Raw genomic sequence first — 19,188 nt, 5'->3', positions numbered from 1 at the left:
TTCATCGTTTTACAGCGCGTTCTGGCGCGGCGGGCTACGCTCCAGCAGTTCGATACTGCCATCGGCATTTTGTTGTTCCAGCAGGATATCAAACCCCCACAGACGATGGACGTGCTTGAGCACTTCGCGACGCCCTTTATCCAGCGGGACGCGGTTGTGCGGCACATAACGCAGCGTTAATGAGCGGTCGCCGCGCAGATCGACGCTCCATACCTGAATATTCGGCTCGAGGTTGCTGAGGTTGTATTGGGCGGACAGCTTCGAGCGGATCTCCCGATACCCCTCCTCGTTATGGATAGCGGAGATCTCCAGGTAGTTATTATGATCGTCATCCAGCACCGTAAAGAAGCGGAAGTCGCGCATGACCTTCGGTGACAGGAACTGGCTGATAAAACTCTCGTCTTTGAAATCACGCATCGCGAAATGCAGCGTTTCCAGCCAGTCAGAGCCGGCGATATCCGGGAACCAGTAGCGGTCTTCTTCGGTCGGCGACTGGCAAATACGCTTAATGTCCTGGAACATGGCGAAGCCCAGAGCGTACGGGTTAATCCCGTTATACCACTGGCTGTTATAGGGCGGCTGGAATACCACGTTGGTGTGGCTGTGCAGAAACTCCAGCATAAAGCGCTCCGTCACTTTCCCTTCGTCATAAAGGTGATTGAGGATCGTGTAATGCCAGAAGGTGGCCCACCCTTCGTTCATCACCTGGGTCTGCTTCTGCGGATAAAAATACTGGCTGACCTTGCGCACGATACGCAGGATTTCGCGTTGCCACGGCTCCAGCAGCGGCGCGTTCTTCTCCATAAAGTACAGCAGGTTCTCCTGCGGCTCTGAAGGGTAGCGGCGGGCCGACTCAATGGTCTTCTCTTCTTCCCGCTTCGGCAGGGTGCGCCATAGCATATTCACCTGGCTTTGCAGATACTCTTCCCGGCTTTTCTGCCGCGCTTTTTCCTCCTGCAACGAGATTTTTTGCGGGCGTTTGTAGCGATCGACGCCGTAGTTCATCAGGGCATGACAGGAGTCGAGGAGCTTCTCCACCTCATCAACGCCGTAGCGCTCTTCGCAGTCAGTAATGTATTTGCGGGCGAAAATCAGATAATCAATGATCGAGCTGGCGTCGGTCCAGCTGCGGAACAGATAGTTGTTTTTGAAAAAAGAGTTGTGACCGTAGCAGGCATGGGCCATCACCAGCGCCTGCATGGTTATCGTGTTCTCCTCCATCAGGTAGGCGATGCAGGGATTGGAGTTAATCACAATCTCATAGGCCAGCCCCTGCTGACCGTGCTTATACGCCTGCTCGGTTTCGATAAACTTTTTACCGAACGACCAGTGCGGGTAGTTGATGGGCATGCCGACGCTGGAATAGGCATCCATCATCTGCTCGGAAGTAATGACTTCGATCTGGTGCGGATAGGTGTCGAGACGGTATAGCTTCGCTACCCGGTCAACCTCGGCAAGGTAGGTTTCCAGCAGTTCAAAAGTCCAGTCGGGTCCATCGCTTAAACGAGTAGTGTCCCTGTTCATGGAATCAATCGTAGCCATTAGCGCGCCCTCGTTGTAGGTGGCTCTCTCTGTACGGAAAGCCTCTCATCAAGCATAGAACAGGGGATGACAAACTGCGCCTCCCGACAATTTCTTTTCTTCGCGATTTCGCAATCTTAAAGGCCTTATTTACCCAAACCAGCAGAATATTATTCTGAGTAAAAATGAAGCGCAGCAGGAGATAGTAAATCTATAGGGTCAGTGCTGGTGCGGTTTGCTGTGAGTTAAGTCACCATAAATAAAGCGTATGTTGAATAATATTTTCAACTGAGTTATCAATTTGTAATCAGATGATTGTTCTTTAACTATTACGGAGTCGCTATGCGAGTCGTCATACTGGGAAGTGGGGTAGTTGGGGTTGCGAGTGCATGGTATCTAAGCCAGGCGGGTCATGAAGTGACGGTTATCGACCGTCAACCCGGGGCGGCGGAAGAGACCAGCGCCGCTAACGCCGGGCAGATTTCCCCGGGCTATGCTGCGCCGTGGGCGGCGCCAGGCGTGCCGCTGAAGGCCATCAAATGGATGTTCCAGCGCCACGCGCCGCTGGCTATCGGGCTTGACGGGACTCAGTTCCAGCTAAAGTGGATGTGGCAAATGCTGCGCAACTGCGATACCCGCCATTATATGGAGAACAAAGGGCGGATGGTGCGTCTGGCGGAATACAGCCGCGACTGCCTGAAAGCGCTGCGTGAGAGCACCGGGATCCAGTATGAGGGCCGCCAGGGCGGCACATTGCAGCTGTTCCGTACGGAAAAACAGTATGAAAACGCCACCCGCGACATCGCCGTGCTGGAAGATGCCGGCGTTCCGTACCAGCTTCTGGAAGCGAAACGTTTGCTGGAAGTGGAGCCCGCGCTGGCCGAAGTCAACCATAAGCTGACCGGCGGCCTGCGTCTACCCAATGATGAAACCGGCGATTGCCAGCTGTTTACCACGCGCCTGGCGGCGATGGCGGAGCAGGCGGGCGTCACCTTCCGCTTTAATACGCCGGTGGACGCGCTGCTGTATGAAGGCGAACAGATTGCCGGCGTGAAATGCGGCGCTGAAATAATCAAAGGCGATGCCTATGTGATGGCCTTTGGCTCTTACTCTACCGCGATGTTGAAAGGGCTGGTGGACATTCCGGTCTATCCGCTGAAGGGCTATTCGCTGACCATTCCGATTGCCGAGGAGGACGGCGCGCCGGTTTCGACTATTCTTGATGAAACCTACAAAATCGCCATTACCCGCTTTGACCAGCGTATCCGCGTGGGCGGGATGGCGGAAATCGTCGGCTTTAATAAAGAGCTGCTGAAGCCGCGCCGGGAAACGCTGGAGATGGTGGTCCGCGATCTGTTCCCGCGCGGCGGCCACGTTGAGCAGGCCACCTTCTGGACCGGGCTGCGCCCGATGACGCCGGACGGTACGCCGGTGGTAGGCCGTACAGCGTATAAGAATTTGTGGCTGAACACCGGGCACGGCACGCTGGGCTGGACCATGGCCTGCGGTTCCGGACAGTTGCTCAGTGATTTGATCTCAGGCCGTACACCGGCCATTCCGTACGATGATCTGGCCGTCGCGCGCTATAGCCCCGGCTTTACTCCGGCACGCGCTCAGCATCTGCACGGCGTTCATAACTAAGGAGTCTTCATGTCCCGTCCTGTATTGGCCAGCATTGATTTGTCGGCCTTGCGGCAGAATTTGCAGATTGTCCGGCGTGCGGCCCCCGCCTCGCGCCTGTGGGCGGTGGTGAAAGCCAACGCCTATGGTCACGGCCTGTCGCGCGTCTGGAGCGCGCTGAGCGGCGCTGATGGCTTCGCGATGCTCAACCTTGAAGAGGCGATCCTGCTCCGCGAGCACGGCTGGAAAGGGCCGATTCTGATGCTGGAGGGTTTCTTCCACGCCGATGAGCTGGCGCTGTTCGATAAGTACCGCCTGACCACCAGCGTGCACAGTAACTGGCAGATTAAGGCGCTTCAGCAGGCCAAACTCCACGCGCCGCTGGATATCTACGTCAAGGTTAACAGCGGGATGAATCGCCTCGGTTTTATGCCGGATCGCATTCATACCGTCTGGCAGCAGCTGCGGGCGCTGAACAACGTCAGCGAAATGACGCTGATGTCGCATTTTGCCGATGCGGAAAACCCGCAGGGCATTATTGAGCCGATGCGCCGTATCGAGCAGGCGGCGGAAGGGCTGGATTGCCGGCGTTCGCTGGCTAACTCCGCGGCGACGCTGTGGCATCCAGAAGCCCATTTCGACTGGGTGAGGCCGGGGATTGTGCTGTATGGCGCCTCGCCTTCCGGCCAATGGCAGGATATCGCCAATAGCGGTCTCAAGCCGGTGATGACGCTGAGCAGCGAAATCATCGCCGTGCAGAACCTGAAGGCGGGAGAGGCGGTGGGCTACGGCGGCCTGTATCGGGCATCCGGCGAACAGCGCATTGGGATTGTGGCCTGCGGTTACGCCGACGGCTATCCGCGCGTGGCGCCGGACGGTACGCCGGTGCTGGTTGACGGCGTTCGGACCCGCACGGTAGGCCGGGTGTCGATGGATATGCTGGCGGTCGATTTAACGCCTTGCCCACAGGCCGGGATCGGTGCGCCGGTAGAGCTATGGGGCAAAGAGATCAAAATTGACGATGTCGCCAGCGTCTGCGGCACCGTCGGCTATGAGCTGATGTGCGCTCTGGCGCCCCGCGTTCCGGTGGTGACCGGGTAACTTGCCTGAACGGCGCTATTCGCCGGTCTGATGAGCCAGAATTGCAGTCAGTGACTGGAATTCTGGTTTTCCGTTTGCTGTAGTCGGAAAAACCGGCCCGGTGGTAAACCGGGGAACCCCCCGCGTCAGCCGTATGTCGGCGGCGCCCGCCCGCTGCGCATCCTCGCCCTGTACGCCTCGCTCCGACCGCCGAAGGTCTGCCAGCAATACAGCGTGCCTGCCTGGCTTCTTGATTCGATTCCGTTGCCTGCTACGATCTGCTTAACGCAGGCTGCCATCGCCAGAGGCGTGGATGGCCCGAACGGGCGGATAACATGACGGACATCAAACCGAGAGATGCCTGTTCCACGGGATTGAGCCCTCAAACGTCCGGACGCATGGCAGACCGAATTGGCGATATCCATCCCGACACTCCCGCTTGTGGCGCGGTCATTGACTGCCGTCTTCAGCGCAGGCAGTAAAAATCAGCAACCGACTACTTCTGGAAACAATGTCCAGCACCTGACTACAATGCCCCAGCGAGCCAACGGTCGTCATGTACAGAACCCAACACGGACAGCGAGATGCCAATGATGAGATTTACCCGCCCCCTGATTAAAGCTGGCTTAAAAGTGGCCTCGCTGGGGAAAAAAATAGCCATTGGCCTGCTTATCGTTATTACCGTTTTTATTGCCGGGCGTATTTACGAAACGCAGCGTGGGCCAGCACTACATCCGTGGCATACCTGGTCTGCTGATGAAATGTCGACAGCGGAGATTGACCGCTCGACCTTCGCGGGCTATCTGGCGCGAGAAGACGCGATTTTTCACGAGATGAAAATTCAGCTGACCAATACGCTTCCTGACGATCAAAAAACGCCGCTTAATCGGTTTTATGCCCAAAGCCAGGTCTACCCGCAACAGTTTCAGCCTGACTGGAATCGCTCCTTTGTGCTGCTGCCGGAGGGGACACCGCGCGGCGCCGCGGTGTTACTTCATGGCTTGACGGACTCGCCGTACAGCGTGCGCTATCTGGCAAAGGCCTACCAGCAGCAGGGGTTCGTTGCCGTTGTGCCGAGGCTGCCGGGGCATGGTACTGCGCCGGGTTCGCTGACCGCCGTTGACTGGCAACAGTGGATGGCGACAACGCGACTGGCGGTACGCGAAGCAACCCGACTGGCCGGAGCGAACGTCCCGCTGCATGTTATCGGCTATTCCAACGGCGGCGCGCTGGCGCTGAAATATGCGCTCGACGCGCTGGATGATAAGACCTTGTCTCAGCCGCAGCAGATAGTCCTGCTGTCGCCGATGATTGGGGTGACCGCTTTTGCCCGCTTTGCCGGGCTGACGGGGTTACCGGCGGTGTTTCCTGCTTTTGCGCGGGCGGCATGGCTGAACGTGGTCCCCGAGTTTAATCCTTATAAATACAATTCCTTTCCGGTGAAGGCGGCCCGGCAGTCGTGGCTGTTAACCCAGGCGCTGCAGGAGAAAATTGTCCAGGATTCCCGCAGCCAGCGGCTCGCTGCGCTTGCTCCGGTGCTGACTTTTCAGTCGGTGATGGACTCCACCGTCAGCACCAGGGCCGTGGTGGATTCGCTGTATCGCTATTTGCCGGAAAACGGCAGTGAACTGGTGATTTTTGATATCAACCAGGCGGCGAATTTGCGCGCGCTGTTTCGACCCGCGGTCTACTCTGCGCTCAGCACGCTATTACCGCCAGCGCCGCGGCGCTATCGCACAACGGTGATTACCAATGCCTCGCCCACCACGTATGATACCGTCGCTCGTACCACGCCAGCAGGCGCGCAAGAGGAGCAGGTGACGCGGCTGAACATTGCGTGGCCGCAGGATATGTATTCGCTCTCGCACGTCGCGGTGCCATTCCCGATGACCGACTCCCTGTACGGTCGCGAGCCGACGGAGAAGAACCTTTACGGCATTAGTATCGGCACCATTTCGCTACGCGGAGAGACCTCAACCCTCAGCGTAGGGCTGGATACGCTGATGCGCGTCACCTCCAACCCGTTCTTCCCATTTATGATGGAGCGTATTCAGCAACATATTCGCGGCGCTGTCCCGCCTTCTCCCTGAATCGGGATTATAATGCGAGGACATCCTTTGATTTCCCGACCGGCGCATACGCCAGATTCAATGAGCGTCGTGAGAATGTCCTGATTCAGAAATGGTAGGGTTTATCGCTCTGGGGGAGCGCCTTGCCGGCTACTATAGCCCTGTCATCAGGGACGCCTGTGACCAGCAAACTAGCGGCGGTGATATTGGCAAAGCGCGTTTATTATTCCCGGACTGAATCGTTCCCGGTGATTTTTTAAGGAAAAACCTATGCAACATTGTCGGCTGATAGTGTGGGCAACCCTGATTATTTTCGCCACGGCGGTACAGGCTGAAGACCATGTTTACGGCGAACAGCGTATCAGCGGCTGGTGGAACTGGCTCAAAAACGATGTTTCGCAAACCTGGAATCAGCCGCAAAATTATGACCTCTATCTGCCGTTTCTTAGCTGGCACAACCGCTTAACCTACGATAAAGAGAAAACGGATAACTACAATGAGATGCCCTGGGGCGGCGGCTTCGGCGTCTCTCGCTATCACGATGATGGCGACTGGAGTTCGCTGTATGCCATGATGTTTAAGGATTCGCATAACAAATGGCAGCCGATCGTCGGCTACGGCTGGGAGAAGGGCTGGTATCTGGATAGCCGCCAGGATTTCCGCCTTGGTCTTGGCGTGACCGCCGGGATCACCGCCCGTGATGATTTTGCTAATTATGTCCCCTTACCGATTATTCTCCCCTTATTTTCCGCAAGCTATCAGCGGCTTAGCGTACAGTTCACCTATATTCCCGGCACCTACAATAACGGCAATGTCCTGTTTGCCTGGCTCCGCTATGGTTTTTAAACCCGGGTCAGCTGGGCGCCGGTGATTTAAAGGGTGATCACTTTTTTAGTGATGGAGTGGGATAACGCCAGCATGGAAATCAATACCGAGACGATAAACGTCAGGGCAATCAGCATTAATTTTGTGGTCAGCGAACCGATTGGGATAAGGGTGCTCAGGAGATGAAAAATTGAGTAATGGAGAATATAAACCCCGGTCATCGTTTTGCTGATTGCCGCCAGAATACTCTCTTTAAACTCGCTGTTTTTGCGAAAACGCACGCCGTTGGCCGCAATGACCAGCGCGACCACCAGAATATAAATTTGCGAACCGGTGAGAATGAACGCATTTCTGTCGGCCTTGAACAGGGCGAAAAAGAAATGGCGCTCGTAAAACCAGGTGAAAAGATAAATAAAGGGGATAGCAAACATCGCGGCTTTGACGACGTTATCGCGATTAAGCCAGCGCACGACCAGCGGGTCGCTAAACAGCTGACCGGTTAAATAAAACAACAGCCAGGTCCACAGGCGATACTGCGGCGCCAGGGTCAGCGCATGCACGTTGGGATAGAGGGCCGCCAGCAGGTCGTAACCATAGGAGAAAAGCAGTAATACAAACACCACGCCAAAGAAGAGCCTTCTTCGCTGGCTTAGCCACTCGATCAGCGGGTGGAAGGTATAAATCACAATAAAGGCGAAGACAAACCACGGCTGGATAAGATAGCCGCGCTGATAGGGCTCCCAGAGGTAGTAAATCGTCATCCAGAAAAGAAAGACGATCACCACGCTTTTAATTTTCCCCATCTGCCAGCTCGCGCTATGCCGGGACTGAGCATCGAGATAACCGGCCACCACAAAAAACAGCGGCGTGGCGATGGTTGAGATAAACGTCAGAAAGCCGAGGATCCAGTGATAATCGTAATCATACCGATCCCAGGTGTTATAGATGGTAAAGAAGGTGACCGCCGTCATGCATCCCAGCGTTTTAATAATATTTAACCCGGTGGTGTTCATTGTGGTTGCCGCATATCCTTAGGGTGGAAACAGGCGTAAATAACCGGAAGAACCAGGAGCGTCAGAAGGGTCGCAAAACCCAGCCCGAACATGATAACCACCGCCATACTCTGGAAGAAGACGTCCAGCAGCAGCGGCGCCAGCCCGAGCACGGTGGTGAAGGCCGTGAGCAGTATCGGGCGTAAGCGCGAGGTTGCCGCATAGATAATCGCCTCGTGCTGCGGTTTTTCCTGTTTTTGTTGTTCAATCTCTTCAACCAGCACGATACCGTTACGGATAAGCATTCCGCTCAGGCTCAGTAGACCGATAAGCGCCATAAAACCAAAAGGGATGCCGGTAATTAAAAATCCCGGCGTCACGCCGATCAGCGCCAGCGGTACGGTCAGCCAGATGGCAATGGCATTCTTCAGCGAGCTGAACATCAACACGGTGATGACGAACATCACCAGATAGCCCAATGGCAGGGTGGTGAACAGCCCCTGCTGCGCTTCGCTGGAGTTCTCGGCATCGCCTCCCCACTCAATGCTGTAGCCGTGCGGCAGGCTGAGCGCGTCAATCTGCGGCTGGACCCGCGCCAGAATATCGCCTGAGGTTTGATTGCTCAGCGGGTCGGGGTCGGTCATCACCATGAGCACGCGGCTGCGGTCGCGGCGCAGAATTAACGGGTCTTCCCATTCGAGGTTAAAGCCGCTGACGACGTTGCTTAGCGGAATGTACTGCTGACGGCTTTGGCTCCACACCAGCACGTTTTGCAGATGATTAGCATCCTGACGTTCGGCGGCCGGCGGGCGCACCACCACCGGCAGCAGATCGGCGCCTTCGCGATACAGCCCGGCGCGGCTACCGCTGAAATTCATCTGCAGCGCACTGTCGATATCTTGCTTATCCACCCCCAGCTCGCGCCCCAGGGTAGGGGAATACTGCGGGCGGATCGTTTTACTGCGGTTTTGCCAGTCGTTACGCACGCTGCCGACGGCCGGATCTGCCGTGAGGATCGTGCTTACCTGGCTGGCTATCAGCCGCAATCTGTCGGGATCGGGGCCTTTAATCCGCACCTCGATTGCGCTGTCGCCGGACGGACCAAACATCACCCGCTTGCTGCTGGCGTTCACCTGCGGATAGTAACGCGCAATATAGGCATCCACGTGACGAGTGAGGGCGTCAATGCTGCGCCGGTCGTCCATGCGAACCATGATCTGCGCATAGTTGCTGTACTGCCGCTGGCCGCTATAGGTGAGGATAAAGCGCATGCTGCCCTGACCGACGGTGGCCACGGTGGTGACGACGCCGGGCTGGCCGTTAATCGCGGTTTCGATATCGCTGGCCATTTTTTCCGTGGCGGCAATGTCGGTGCCGTAGGGCAGCCACAGATCCACAAAGAAGATCGGCGTATTGGATGACGGGAAAAAGTTCTGCCGCACCGAGCCAAATCCCCAGACTGCGCCAGCCAGCAGCGCAGCCATCACCACGAGGGTGACGGTTTTTTGCCGCAACAGGGCGTTGAGGATCCGCTGGTAGCTGCGGTAGAAGCGCCCGCGGTAAGGATCGGTCTCAGCGGCCGGCGCCGGGGATGCCGCGCCTTTAAACAGCCACCATTTGATCAGCACCGGGGTAATGGTGAGCGCCGAGAACCAGCTGAGCATCAGGGAGATTAACAGTACCTGGAACAGCGATTTACAATATTCCCCCGTCGAGTCCTGCGACAGGCCGATAGGTGCGAAGGCGAGGATCGCAATCACCGTTGCTCCCAGCAGGGGCAGGGCGGAACGGCGGATAACGTAGTTGATGGCGGTCAGCAGCGTTGACCCCTGCTGGCGGGCAATCAGCACCCCTTCGACAATCACGATAGCATTATCGACCAGCATACTGAGGGCGATAATGAGCGCCCCCAGCGAAATCCGCTGTAGCTCAATACCCCACAGGTACATAATCAGCAGCGTGCCCAGCACGTTGAGGGCCAGCGAGAACGCAATAATAATACCGCTGCGCACGCCCATAAAGATCAGCAGCACGCCGACAACAATGGCCAGCGCCATTAAGAAATTAGTGATAAAGCCGTTAACCGAGTGGCCAACTTCAGCCGCCTGATCGTAGAACAGATCGAGGTGAATCCCGGCGGGTTTTTCCGCCGACATTTGCGCCAGTTTAGCCTCCAGCGCGTGGCCAACATCGATGACGTTGACGCCGGGAATAAACGAGACGCCCATCGCCACCGCCTGGCGGCCGTTGGCGTGGTAGATGCTGGACGGGGATTCGCTCAACCCGCGCGAGATCGTCGCAATATCCCGCAGCCGGGTCGCCGCTCCCGTGCCATGCGGGTTGATAGGCAGGTCGCCCAGTTCGTCGATATTGTCAAATTCCCCGGTGGGATGCAGGCGAATGGACTCGCTGCCGGATTTTATCTCCCCGGCGCTGGAAACGACGTTCAGGCGACTGAGAAGAGCGGAAAGTTGATTAAGGGTAATGCCGCGGGCCGCCATTTTAGGCAGCGAGATATCAATGTTAATTTGCTGGGGGATCGCGCCGCCGATGGCGACCTTGCCGACGCCGGGCACCAGCACCAGCTCCCGGCGCAGCTGCTCGGCATAGCGGACCAGCTCCGGATTGCTAAAACTGTCGCCGGAAATGGCAAAGAAGAAGCCAAACACGTCGCCGAAATCATCGTTGACGAAGGGGGAAACCACGCCTGGCGGGAAGAGGCGGGCCGCATCGCCCACCCTGCGCCGCAGCTCATCCCAGATTTGCGGCAGCTCATTGGAGTGGTAATTCGAGGCGATGTTCACCGTAATCTGCGAGAGTCCGTTGGACGAAATAGAGCTGACGTTATCCAGATAGGGCAACTGTTGCAGGGCATTTTCCAGCGGAAGGGTGACCTCTTCTTCGACCTGTTGCGCCGATGCGCCAGGATAGTGGGTAATGACCACCGCCGTTTTAATGGTAAAGGCCGGATCTTCCAGACGGCCGATATTGAGCAGGGCGAAAATACCGCCAATGCCCAGCAGCAGAATGGTTAACCAGACGCGAACGGGATTATTAATAAACTGGCGAGAGATATCCATTACAGGCCTCGTTCACGCGTCCAGATTCGAACCGGCTGTTGGGCATGCAGTTCGCTTACGCCAGCCGCCACAACGCGCTCGCCGGCGTTGAGCCCGTCGGTAATGACCACACCCTGGGTGGTTACCTGCCCGACACTCACTTTGCGATCTTCAAGATGCAGCTGTTCTCCATCGCCTTTAATTACCCACACGTGCGGCTCATTGCGCGGATGATTATCGGGATTGAACACCGCCTCAACCGGCACCACCAGCGCCTCACGACCCGCATTGGCGGGCAGATTTGCCAGATTCACCGTCACGGTTCCGCTGACGCCGCCCACCGCAGGGAAATCAGCCGGACGCGGCATGGTCAAAATCACCTGCCACGTCAGGGTATGATTGTCGCTGCTGCCGGAATGCTCTTTGTACTGGGCGGTGAACTGGCGCTCCGGCAGGGCGTTGATTTTCACTATCGGGCGGTACTGGGCGTTGCGAATATCAAAGGCGCTAAACAGGTTTTCCGGAATACTGAAGACCACATCAAGGAGATCGCTACGCGTCAGGGTCACAATGGTCTGGCCGGCGGCGACCACCTGGTGATTGCGGACCGGCACGCTGGCCGCTACCCCGCTAAACGGCGCGTTTAGCGTCATCTGGTCGAGCTCTTCGCGGGCAATTTTCAGCGCGGCATTTGCCGAGTCGCGGCTGGCGCGCTGGATGTCCATTTCAGCTTTCGAAATAGCCTGGCGGCCGGCCAGGGTCTGGAAGCGATCGAACTGCCGCTGCGCGAGCGTGGCGGCAGTTTGTCGTTCATTGAAGCGCTGTTGGGCTTCCCGCGCGTTCAGGCGGGCGAGGACCTGTCCTTGCGTAATGTTCGCCCCCTGGCGAACGTCGAGCGATTCAACCTGGCCACCGCGTTTAAAAGACAGATCCGTAGAGTCCCCGGATTCGATGCGCGCAGGAAAAATACGTTGCTGTGAATCACCGACGGCGGTTACCTCCACCGCTTTAACCATCCGCGGTAGTGGCGTGACCTGGGGTGCTTTCTGATCGCAAGCTGTTGTTATTAAAATAACAACAGGAATGAGAGAAAAATAACGCTTCACTGTATTCCCCTCAGTGTGAATAGATTTATTTTACATGTTTGTTACAAGCGCCATGATTATTCAGCCAACGCGGAGACAACGACATAAGTGAATAAACCTGTCGCCGTACAGGCAATGATTGCCAGGGCGATAAACAGGCTCAGACGAACCAGACTATAGCCAAACATCGCGCCTCCTTTAGTACTGGATATATAGTAAGTAAATTCTCACATGACTAATTATGGGGTGATTTTTGGAAGTACTATAGCTCCTGATTATGAGCATAGTCGTAGAAAAACAGAAATGTTAAAAAGAGTAAAAATTGTCCTTATGTCGAAGTTTTAGCGCTGTTTCCAGCCGATTTGTCTGAGGTGGGCGGGCTCTGTGATATTTTTCAATATAATAACCGGTGGCTTAATCATGTTAACCGTCCTGTGCTACGTTTAATTATACCGACTTTTGTGCCAGCTTTTGTTTCTGAGATTATTTCCTCAATACGACACGTCAGGCGTTAATCGCCAACTATTCTATTGGTAATAAAAGGATTGTCTCTATGTATAAAAATATCCTGGTCCCGGTTGATGTCTTTGAAATTGGTCTCGCCGACAAAGCGTTATCCCATGCTCAGTTTCTTGCGCAAAGCGCTTCCGGGAAAATTCATTTAGTACACGTAAACCCTCTGTTTTCCCCAGCGCTAACGCGCGGATTTATTTCCGATGCACGAAAAATGGAAGACTATCTGGTTAAAAACTCAGAGGAAAAACTGGCTGAGCTGGCCAAAAAGTCCACCTTGCCGGAAAGTGACATCCATATTCATGTCCGCAGCGGCAATATTCGTGATGAAGTGATCAAACTGGCCGACGAACTGCAGGCGGATGTGGTGATTATTGGCTCGCGTAACCCCAATATTCAGACCCACTTGCTGGGTTCCGAGGCGGCAAGCATCGTGCGTTATGCCCACGTTCCGGTTTTCGTTGTGCGTTAGGGGCGGCCTGATGCTGTTCTGATTTCCGTTACAGGAGTGAGGAGATAACTATGAGTACAGACAAACCGGCTGGCCCGTTTTACAAGCTCTCCGTCGATGAAACCCTGATCAGCACCAACAGTTCCTCCGAAGGTATTAGCAGCGCAGAAGCGGCCTCGCGACTCCAGCAATACGGTGAGAATGCGCTACCCCAAAAGCCGGGCAAACCCGCCTGGCTCCGCTTCCTCGCCCATTTCAACGATGTCCTGATCTACGTCCTGCTGGCAGCCGCGCTGCTGACTGCGGTCATGGGGCACTGGGTCGATACCCTGGTGATCCTCGGCGTCGCGGTGATCAATGCCCTGATTGGCCATATCCAGGAAAGTAATGCGGAAAAATCGCTGCAGAGCATTCGCAATATGCTTTCCAGCGAAGCGGTGGTGATTCGTCAGGGGAACCATGAAACGGTGGCGACCACCGCGCTGGTGCCGGGTGACATTGTGGTGATCCGGGCAGGTGACCGAATCCCTGCCGACCTGCGGGTTATTGAAGCCCATAATCTGCGTGTGGAAGAGGCGATTCTCACCGGTGAGTCGACGGTCGTGGAAAAAAACACCGAGGCGCTGAGCGGCGAGCTTCCCCTCGGCGATCGCACGAACCTGTTGTTTTCGGGGACCACGGTCAGTTCCGGCGGCGGGAAAGGTCTGGTGGTGGCGACCGGCGGGGATACCGAACTGGGCCATATCAACCAGATGATGGCGGATATTGAAAAGCACCGTACGCCGCTGCTGGTACAGATGGATAAGCTCGGCAAAGCCATCTTTATTATCATCCTGGTGATGATGGCCGCGCTGTTCGTCTTCAGCCTGCTGTTTCGCGATATGCCGGTTTCAGAGCTGATGCTCTCGCTGATTAGCCTTGCGGTGGCGTCGGTGCCGGAAGGTTTGCCGGCGATCATCTCGATCATTCTCTCTTTGGGCGTGCAGACCATGGCGCGGCAGAAGGCGATTATCCGCAAGCTGCCGACCGTTGAGACCCTCGGGGCGATGACGGTGATCTGCTCGGATAAAACCGGAACGCTGACCATGAATGAGATGACGGTAAAAGCCGTCATTACGGCGGATACCGTCTATCGGGTGGAAGGCGATAGCTATGAACCGATCGGGAATATTCACCCGGTAGATGGCGCTGGGCCGGTTGTGGTGGCGCCCGGTACGCTGCTTGAGCGCTATTTGAGGACCATTGATTTATGTAATGACAGCCAGCTTATCAAGGATGAAAGCGGGTTATGGAAAATTACCGGCGGTCCAACGGAAGGGGCGCTGAAAGTGCTGGCGGCGAAAGTCGCGCTGCCGACTGTGGCCACCGAATTGCGCAGCAAAATCCCTTTCGATTCGCAATATAAATATATGTCGACGCTCTATCGGATCGGTAATGAAGAGATGATCTTAATCACCGGCGCCCCGGATGTGCTGTTCCGGCTTTGTCAGCAGCAGCAGACGGAGGATGGCCTGCAGCCGCTGAATCAGCCCTACTGGGAAGCGAAAATCGAAGAGTACGCGCGGGAAGGGTTGCGAATGGTCGCGGCGGCGTGGAAACCGGCGGCCAGCGGGCAAAGCGAGCTGACCCATCAGGATCTGCAGCAGGGGGTTATCCTCCTCGGCATTGCCGGGATGATGGACCCGCCGCGTCCGGAAGCGATTACGGCGATTGGCGACTGCCTGCAGGCGGGCATTCGGGTGAAAATGATCACTGGCGATCACCCGCAAACCGCGATGAGTATCGGCAAAATGCTTGGCATTGGCAATGCCGGCAATGCCATCACCGGGCGTGAGCTGGAGGTGATGGACGACCAGCAGCTCAGCGAAGCGGCGCAGAAATTTGACATTTTCGCCCGTACCAGCCCGGAAGATAAATTCCGTCTGGTGCAGGCGTTGCAGAGTAAAAAAGAGGTGGTGGGGATGACCGGCGACGGGGTGAACGATGCTCCGGCGCTGAAGCAGGCTGATGTCGGGATCGCCATGGGCATCAAGGGAACCGAGGTGACCAAAGAGGCGGCCGATATGGTGCTGACGGATGATAACTTCGCCACCATCGCCAGCGCGGTCAGAGAAGGGCGGCGGGTGTACGATAACCTGAAGAAAACCATCCTTTTCATTATGCCGACCAACCTGGCGCAGGGGTTATTAATCATTATTGCGCTGCTGGCGGGGAACTTAATTCCTTTGACCCCGGTGCTGATCTTATGGATGAACATGGCGACCTCCGCCACGCTGTCGTTCGGCCTGGCGTTTGAGGCTGGCGAGAAGAACATTATGGCGCGACCGCCGCGCGATCCTAAACTGCATGTTATGGATGGTTTCGCTATCTGGCGGGTGATTTTTGTGGGTTCGATGATAGCCGTGAGCGCCTTTGTTCTGGAAGCCTGGCTCCAGCCACGCGGCTATTCGCCGGAGTTTATTCGTACCGTCCTGCTGCAAACGTTGGTGACCGCCCAGTGGTTTTATATGCTCAACTGCCGCGTCGCCGACGGCTTTTCTCTGAGTAAAGGATTACTGGCAAACAGAGGAATCTGGATCGTCAGTGCCGTCCTGCTGGCGCTGCAGCTGCTGATCATCTACGCGCCGTTTATGCAAATGCTGTTTGGTACCACCGCGCTGCCGTTCCGCTATTGGGTGATCACTTTTGTCATCGGATTTGTGATGTTCCTGATTGTCGAGGTCGAAAAACCGTTAACCCGGAAATGGCGCACCGCCTGATACATGAGGCTGTCGCATCGGACAAGGGCAGGCCCGCTTATGTTCAGCAGGCGTATTGTGTTAACCGTGGGGGAAATGGCGCTTCAGGCCGCATGAGCCGGCGTGGGATTAGCCATTCTTTTTGAGCAGGTCTGTCGGGCCTCTGTTGCCGGTGGGCGGCGGGTAAAAATTCCGCTGGAATTTGAACCCGCCCCTTTGCCGCTTTCAGTACTCTCTGCCGATCGCCCATTTTTGCCAGCCTAAAGCAGGGGGGCACAGGACGCTGGCATTTAATTAATCCCGGCATTTTTTGCCCAGACATTCATCTCCCGCTGGCTAATATTCCCCCCGCATACGATGAGCCCAATGACCGCATCTTTGGGAAGTTTGGGGATAACCGCATGGGCCGCAGGAATGAGCGTCCCGCTGGCGGGTTCCACCCATTGTCTGGCTTGCTCAGCAAAAGTGATCATCCCTGAGACGGCGTCGTTATCTGACACGATGACTATCTCTTCAAGGTAGCGCTGAGCGTGTTTCAGCATCAACGGATCAATCACCGGGACACCCAGCGTTGACACGGCGGAGGTGATATCGACATTTACAGGCTTGCCCGCTTTTAATGCCTGATACATTGAACTGGCGCCCACCGTTTCCACTCCCCAGATGCGGATGTGCGGGTTGTGGGATTTAAGTACCGTCCCCACGCCAGCCAGCATGGCACCGCCACCGACCGCAACAAACACGTCGGTTAAAGAAGGGCAATCAGCAATGAGTTCGAGCGCCAGAGTGCCATATCCTTCCGCGACACGGGTGTCGCGACAGTCATCAATGAGATGATATCCCTGTTGTGAAAGGTTTCTGGCCCGTTCAAAGGCGGCGTCGACATTTTCTTCAATCATGACCGTGGCGCCGGAATGACGTATTTTTTCAACGGATGAGGCCGGAGCATTTTCCGGCATGATGACGGTGACGTTGATATTGAGCGCTTTGGCAGCCTCTGCCACTGCGATACCAAAGTTACCGCCACTGACGGCAGCGAAGCGGTAATCTTTCCGCTCGCCGCTAAAAGCGGAAAGCAGGTTCAGCACTCCCCTGGCTTTAAATGAACCCCCGGTCTGCAAATTCTCCAGTTTAAGAAAAACCGCTCTTCCCAGCATATCCGATAATCCCGGAGACCAAACCGTGGGGGTTCGTACGACTGTATCTCTAACCCTTTCGGCTGCGGCGACAATGGAAGACACAGTCATGTAAGTCGTCATCGGTATATCTCCTGTGAAAGCTCTCGGGTAAAAGAGGTGAGGAAACAGGGGGCGTTTCCCTGCGTCATCGCGGCCCTCAGGGCCGCCGATGCGCGTTTATTGAGATGATTCTGGGGTCTGTATGCGTCGGTGCCATTCACCGAAGCGAGAGTAGCAAGAGGCGGATCACTCCGCCTCGTCTTCCGCCACGCGTACCCCGACCTTCAGCACGTGGTCTTCCTCTTTCTCCGCCACCGTCCACAGCATTCCGGCGAACTCCACCTGGTCACCGACAACCGGCGCGGCACCGAGCAGGTCCTGAATCACGTCCCCCAGCGACTGCTGGCGTTCGCGAAACTCCTCTCCGCCGTCAAGGCCGTAAATTTGCGCCACATCGGCGAATTTTGCGCTGGCGTCGAGAATAAAGTCGCCGAAGAAGCGCTGGTCGAGCGCCACCGGCGGCGACTGGCTGAACATTTTACCCAGCGCCGGCAGGTCGTGCTCGCGGCCGATCACGCAGAGAATATCGCCTTCGAGCAGGCGGGTGCTGCCGGTCGGGTGCAGCAGAACATTGTCGCGGAACAGGGCGGCAATGCGGGTTTCCGGCGGCATGTGCAGATCGCGCAGCGCCGCGCCGACGCACCATTTATCGGCGCTCAGCTGGTAAACAAACTGCTCCCAGGGGTTTTCCGGGTGAATATCCAGCCCGACGCGGGAGATGGGCCAGCCCACCGGCGGAACCACCACTTTGGCTTTTTTCGCCGCCCAGGAGAGGGACGTTCCCTGCAGCAGCAGCGAGACCAGCACCACGAAGAAGGCGACGTTAAAGAACAAGCGGGCGTTGTCAAGGCCCGCCATCATCGGGAAGACGGCGAGAATAATCGGCACCGCGCCGCGCAGGCCAACCCAGCTGATAAACACCCGCTCGCGCAGGTTAAAACCGCGAAATGGCAGCAGGCCGGCGAAGACCGACAGCGGGCGGGCGACGAAAATCATCCACATTGACAGCAGCAGCGCCGGGATGGCGATAGGCCACAGATCCGACGGCGTGAGCAGCAGACCGAGAACAAGGAACATGGCGATTTGCGCCAGCCACGCCAGCCCGTCAAAGTTCTGCAGGATCCCGTGGCGGTTGCGAATCGGCCGGTTGCCGAGCAGGAAGCCGCACAGATACACCGCCAGAATACCGCTGCCGTCCAGCGACGTGGTGACGGCAAAAATCATAATCCCGCCGCTCAGCGCCAGCAGCGGATAGAGTCCCGCAGGGAGCACGATGCGGTTAATCATCTGCAACAGCAGATAACCGCCGCCGAGACCAATCGCAATACCGAGGCCGAACTGCTGCACGATATGCACGGCAAACATCCAGCTCAGGCCGGTTTCATGCTGCTGAATCATCTCGATAAGGGTAATGGTCAGGAATACCGCCATCGGATCATTGCTACCGGATTCAATCTCCAGCGTGGAGCCCACGCGTTCGTTCAGCCCTTTGCCGCCGAGCAACGAGAAGACCGCCGCGGCGTCGGTGGAGCCGACAATCGCGCCGATCAGCATCCCCTCGATAAGATCGAGATGGAACAGCCACGCGGCCATCATCCCGGTCAGACAGGAGGTGATCAGCACGCCAACGGTCGCCAGTGAGAGGGCGGGCCAGAGCGCGACGCGAAACGAGCTCGCCTGGGTGCGCATGCCGCCGTCCAGCAGGATCACCGCCAGCGCCAGGTTACTCACCATGTAGGCGAAAGGGTAGTTGTCAAAAGGGATGCCGCCGATACCATCGACGCCGGCCAGCATACCGATGGCAAGGAAAATAACCAGAATCGGGATGCCAAGGCGTGAGGAAAAGGAACTCAATAAAATGCTACAGGTTACTAATACAGAACCCAGAATAAACAGACTAATGACCGCACCGGCGTCCAAAGTTGACGTACTCCTTACTGGCGTGAAGGTTTTATGAAAGTGACATCATTTTAACAATCTGCAGAGTATCCGAAAAT

At 56.4% G+C, this 19,188-nt stretch carries 11 protein-coding genes and 2 pseudogenes; 7 read left to right on the top strand and 6 right to left on the bottom strand.

Annotated features, from left to right (window positions below):
• Positions 1 to 9 precede the first annotated feature (9 nt).
• Entirely contained in the window at positions 10 to 1,542 is a 1,533-nt protein-coding gene (locus MC50_RS24880; protein WP_004863842.1) for a SpoVR family protein, read from the bottom strand.
• 321 nt (positions 1,543 to 1,863) lie between these two features.
• Here MC50_RS24880 and MC50_RS24875 point away from each other — a divergent pair, with 321 nt between their 5' ends.
• From MC50_RS24875 to pagP, 4 genes are all read left to right on the top strand, one after another.
• Complete coding sequence (locus tag MC50_RS24875) at positions 1,864 to 3,162, top strand: D-amino acid dehydrogenase (protein WP_047665203.1); 1,299 nt, start codon at positions 1,864 to 1,866, stop codon at positions 3,160 to 3,162.
• Between the two features lie 9 nt (positions 3,163 to 3,171).
• Positions 3,172 to 4,242 (top strand): catabolic alanine racemase DadX, encoded by a 1,071-nt coding sequence (gene dadX / locus MC50_RS24870; protein WP_032687020.1) that lies wholly within the window; start codon positions 3,172 to 3,174, stop codon positions 4,240 to 4,242.
• Between the two features lie 569 nt (positions 4,243 to 4,811).
• Positions 4,812 to 6,311 (top strand): alpha/beta hydrolase, encoded by a 1,500-nt coding sequence (locus MC50_RS24865; RefSeq protein ID WP_373420001.1) that lies wholly within the window; start codon positions 4,812 to 4,814, stop codon positions 6,309 to 6,311.
• Between the two features lie 249 nt (positions 6,312 to 6,560).
• Entirely contained in the window at positions 6,561 to 7,136 is a 576-nt protein-coding gene (gene pagP / locus MC50_RS24860) for a lipid IV(A) palmitoyltransferase PagP (RefSeq protein ID WP_032695265.1), read from the top strand.
• A gap of 26 nt (positions 7,137 to 7,162) precedes the next feature.
• On the opposite strand, the gene MC50_RS24855 is transcribed toward pagP, so the two are convergent.
• Genes MC50_RS24855 through MC50_RS24845 form a run of 3 tightly spaced genes read right to left on the bottom strand, consistent with a single transcriptional unit; the run spans position 7,163 to position 12,272 of the window.
• The gene (locus tag MC50_RS24855; RefSeq protein WP_162180085.1) at positions 7,163 to 8,086 is read right to left on the bottom strand and encodes an acyltransferase; all 924 of its coding nucleotides are present in this window, start codon (positions 8,084 to 8,086) and stop codon (positions 7,163 to 7,165) included.
• A gap of 38 nt (positions 8,087 to 8,124) precedes the next feature.
• Positions 8,125 to 11,187, bottom strand: coding sequence for an efflux RND transporter permease subunit (locus MC50_RS24850; RefSeq protein ID WP_047665201.1), 3,063 nt, complete (start codon positions 11,185 to 11,187; stop codon positions 8,125 to 8,127).
• Complete coding sequence (locus MC50_RS24845; RefSeq protein ID WP_047665199.1) at positions 11,187 to 12,272, bottom strand: efflux RND transporter periplasmic adaptor subunit; 1,086 nt, start codon at positions 12,270 to 12,272, stop codon at positions 11,187 to 11,189. The genes MC50_RS24850 and MC50_RS24845 overlap by 1 nt, the downstream gene beginning before the upstream one ends.
• 532 nt (positions 12,273 to 12,804) lie before the next feature.
• Between MC50_RS24845 and MC50_RS24840 the strand changes: the two genes are divergently transcribed.
• Together MC50_RS24840 and MC50_RS24835 are read left to right on the top strand one after the other, a co-directional pair.
• Positions 12,805 to 13,236, top strand: a complete 432-nt coding sequence (locus MC50_RS24840; protein WP_032695261.1) for a universal stress protein — start codon at positions 12,805 to 12,807, stop codon at positions 13,234 to 13,236.
• A gap of 50 nt (positions 13,237 to 13,286) precedes the next feature.
• Positions 13,287 to 15,974, top strand: coding sequence for a cation-transporting P-type ATPase (locus MC50_RS24835; protein WP_047665197.1), 2,688 nt, complete (start codon positions 13,287 to 13,289; stop codon positions 15,972 to 15,974).
• Between the two features lie 269 nt (positions 15,975 to 16,243).
• On the opposite strand, the gene MC50_RS24830 is transcribed toward MC50_RS24835, so the two are convergent.
• Positions 16,244 to 17,212 (bottom strand): threonine ammonia-lyase, encoded by a 969-nt coding sequence (locus tag MC50_RS24830; protein WP_032687021.1) that lies wholly within the window; start codon positions 17,210 to 17,212, stop codon positions 16,244 to 16,246.
• 129 nt (positions 17,213 to 17,341) lie between these two features.
• On the opposite strand from MC50_RS24830, the pseudogene MC50_RS29410 reads away from it, so the two are divergent.
• Positions 17,342 to 17,440 (top strand): annotated as a pseudogene (locus tag MC50_RS29410) (hypothetical protein); the annotation flags it as partial.
• Here the strand turns inward: MC50_RS29410 and MC50_RS24825 are convergent.
• Positions 17,396 to 19,111: pseudogene (locus tag MC50_RS24825) on the bottom strand (potassium/proton antiporter); the annotation flags it as partial. The pseudogenes MC50_RS29410 and MC50_RS24825 overlap by 45 nt on opposite strands.
• Positions 19,112 to 19,188: the final 77 nt, after the last annotated feature.

Origin of the sequence: Klebsiella planticola, assembly GCF_000783935.2 — a bacterium.
Lineage (GTDB): Bacteria > Pseudomonadota > Gammaproteobacteria > Enterobacterales > Enterobacteriaceae > Klebsiella > Klebsiella planticola.
Note: the sequence above shows the minus strand (reverse complement) of the source record. Positions and strands in the feature narration are given on the sequence as shown.

Excerpts from the sequence above, each read along its gene's own strand:
- MC50_RS24880 (WP_004863842.1), bottom strand. The coding sequence starts at position 1,542 with ATGGCTACGATTGATTCCATGAACAGGGACACTACTCGTTTAAGCGAT.
- MC50_RS24875 (WP_047665203.1), top strand. The coding sequence starts at position 1,864 with ATGCGAGTCGTCATACTGGGAAGTGGGGTAGTTGGGGTTGCGAGTGCA.
- dadX (WP_032687020.1), top strand. The coding sequence starts at position 3,172 with ATGTCCCGTCCTGTATTGGCCAGCATTGATTTGTCGGCCTTGCGGCAG.
- MC50_RS24865 (WP_373420001.1), top strand. The coding sequence starts at position 4,812 with ATGATGAGATTTACCCGCCCCCTGATTAAAGCTGGCTTAAAAGTGGCC.
- pagP (WP_032695265.1), top strand. The coding sequence starts at position 6,561 with ATGCAACATTGTCGGCTGATAGTGTGGGCAACCCTGATTATTTTCGCC.
- MC50_RS24855 (WP_162180085.1), bottom strand. The coding sequence starts at position 8,086 with ATGACGGCGGTCACCTTCTTTACCATCTATAACACCTGGGATCGGTAT.
- MC50_RS24850 (WP_047665201.1), bottom strand. The coding sequence starts at position 11,187 with ATGGATATCTCTCGCCAGTTTATTAATAATCCCGTTCGCGTCTGGTTA.
- MC50_RS24840 (WP_032695261.1), top strand. The coding sequence starts at position 12,805 with ATGTATAAAAATATCCTGGTCCCGGTTGATGTCTTTGAAATTGGTCTC.
- MC50_RS24835 (WP_047665197.1), top strand. The coding sequence starts at position 13,287 with ATGAGTACAGACAAACCGGCTGGCCCGTTTTACAAGCTCTCCGTCGAT.
- MC50_RS24830 (WP_032687021.1), bottom strand. The coding sequence starts at position 17,212 with ATGACGACTTACATGACTGTGTCTTCCATTGTCGCCGCAGCCGAAAGG.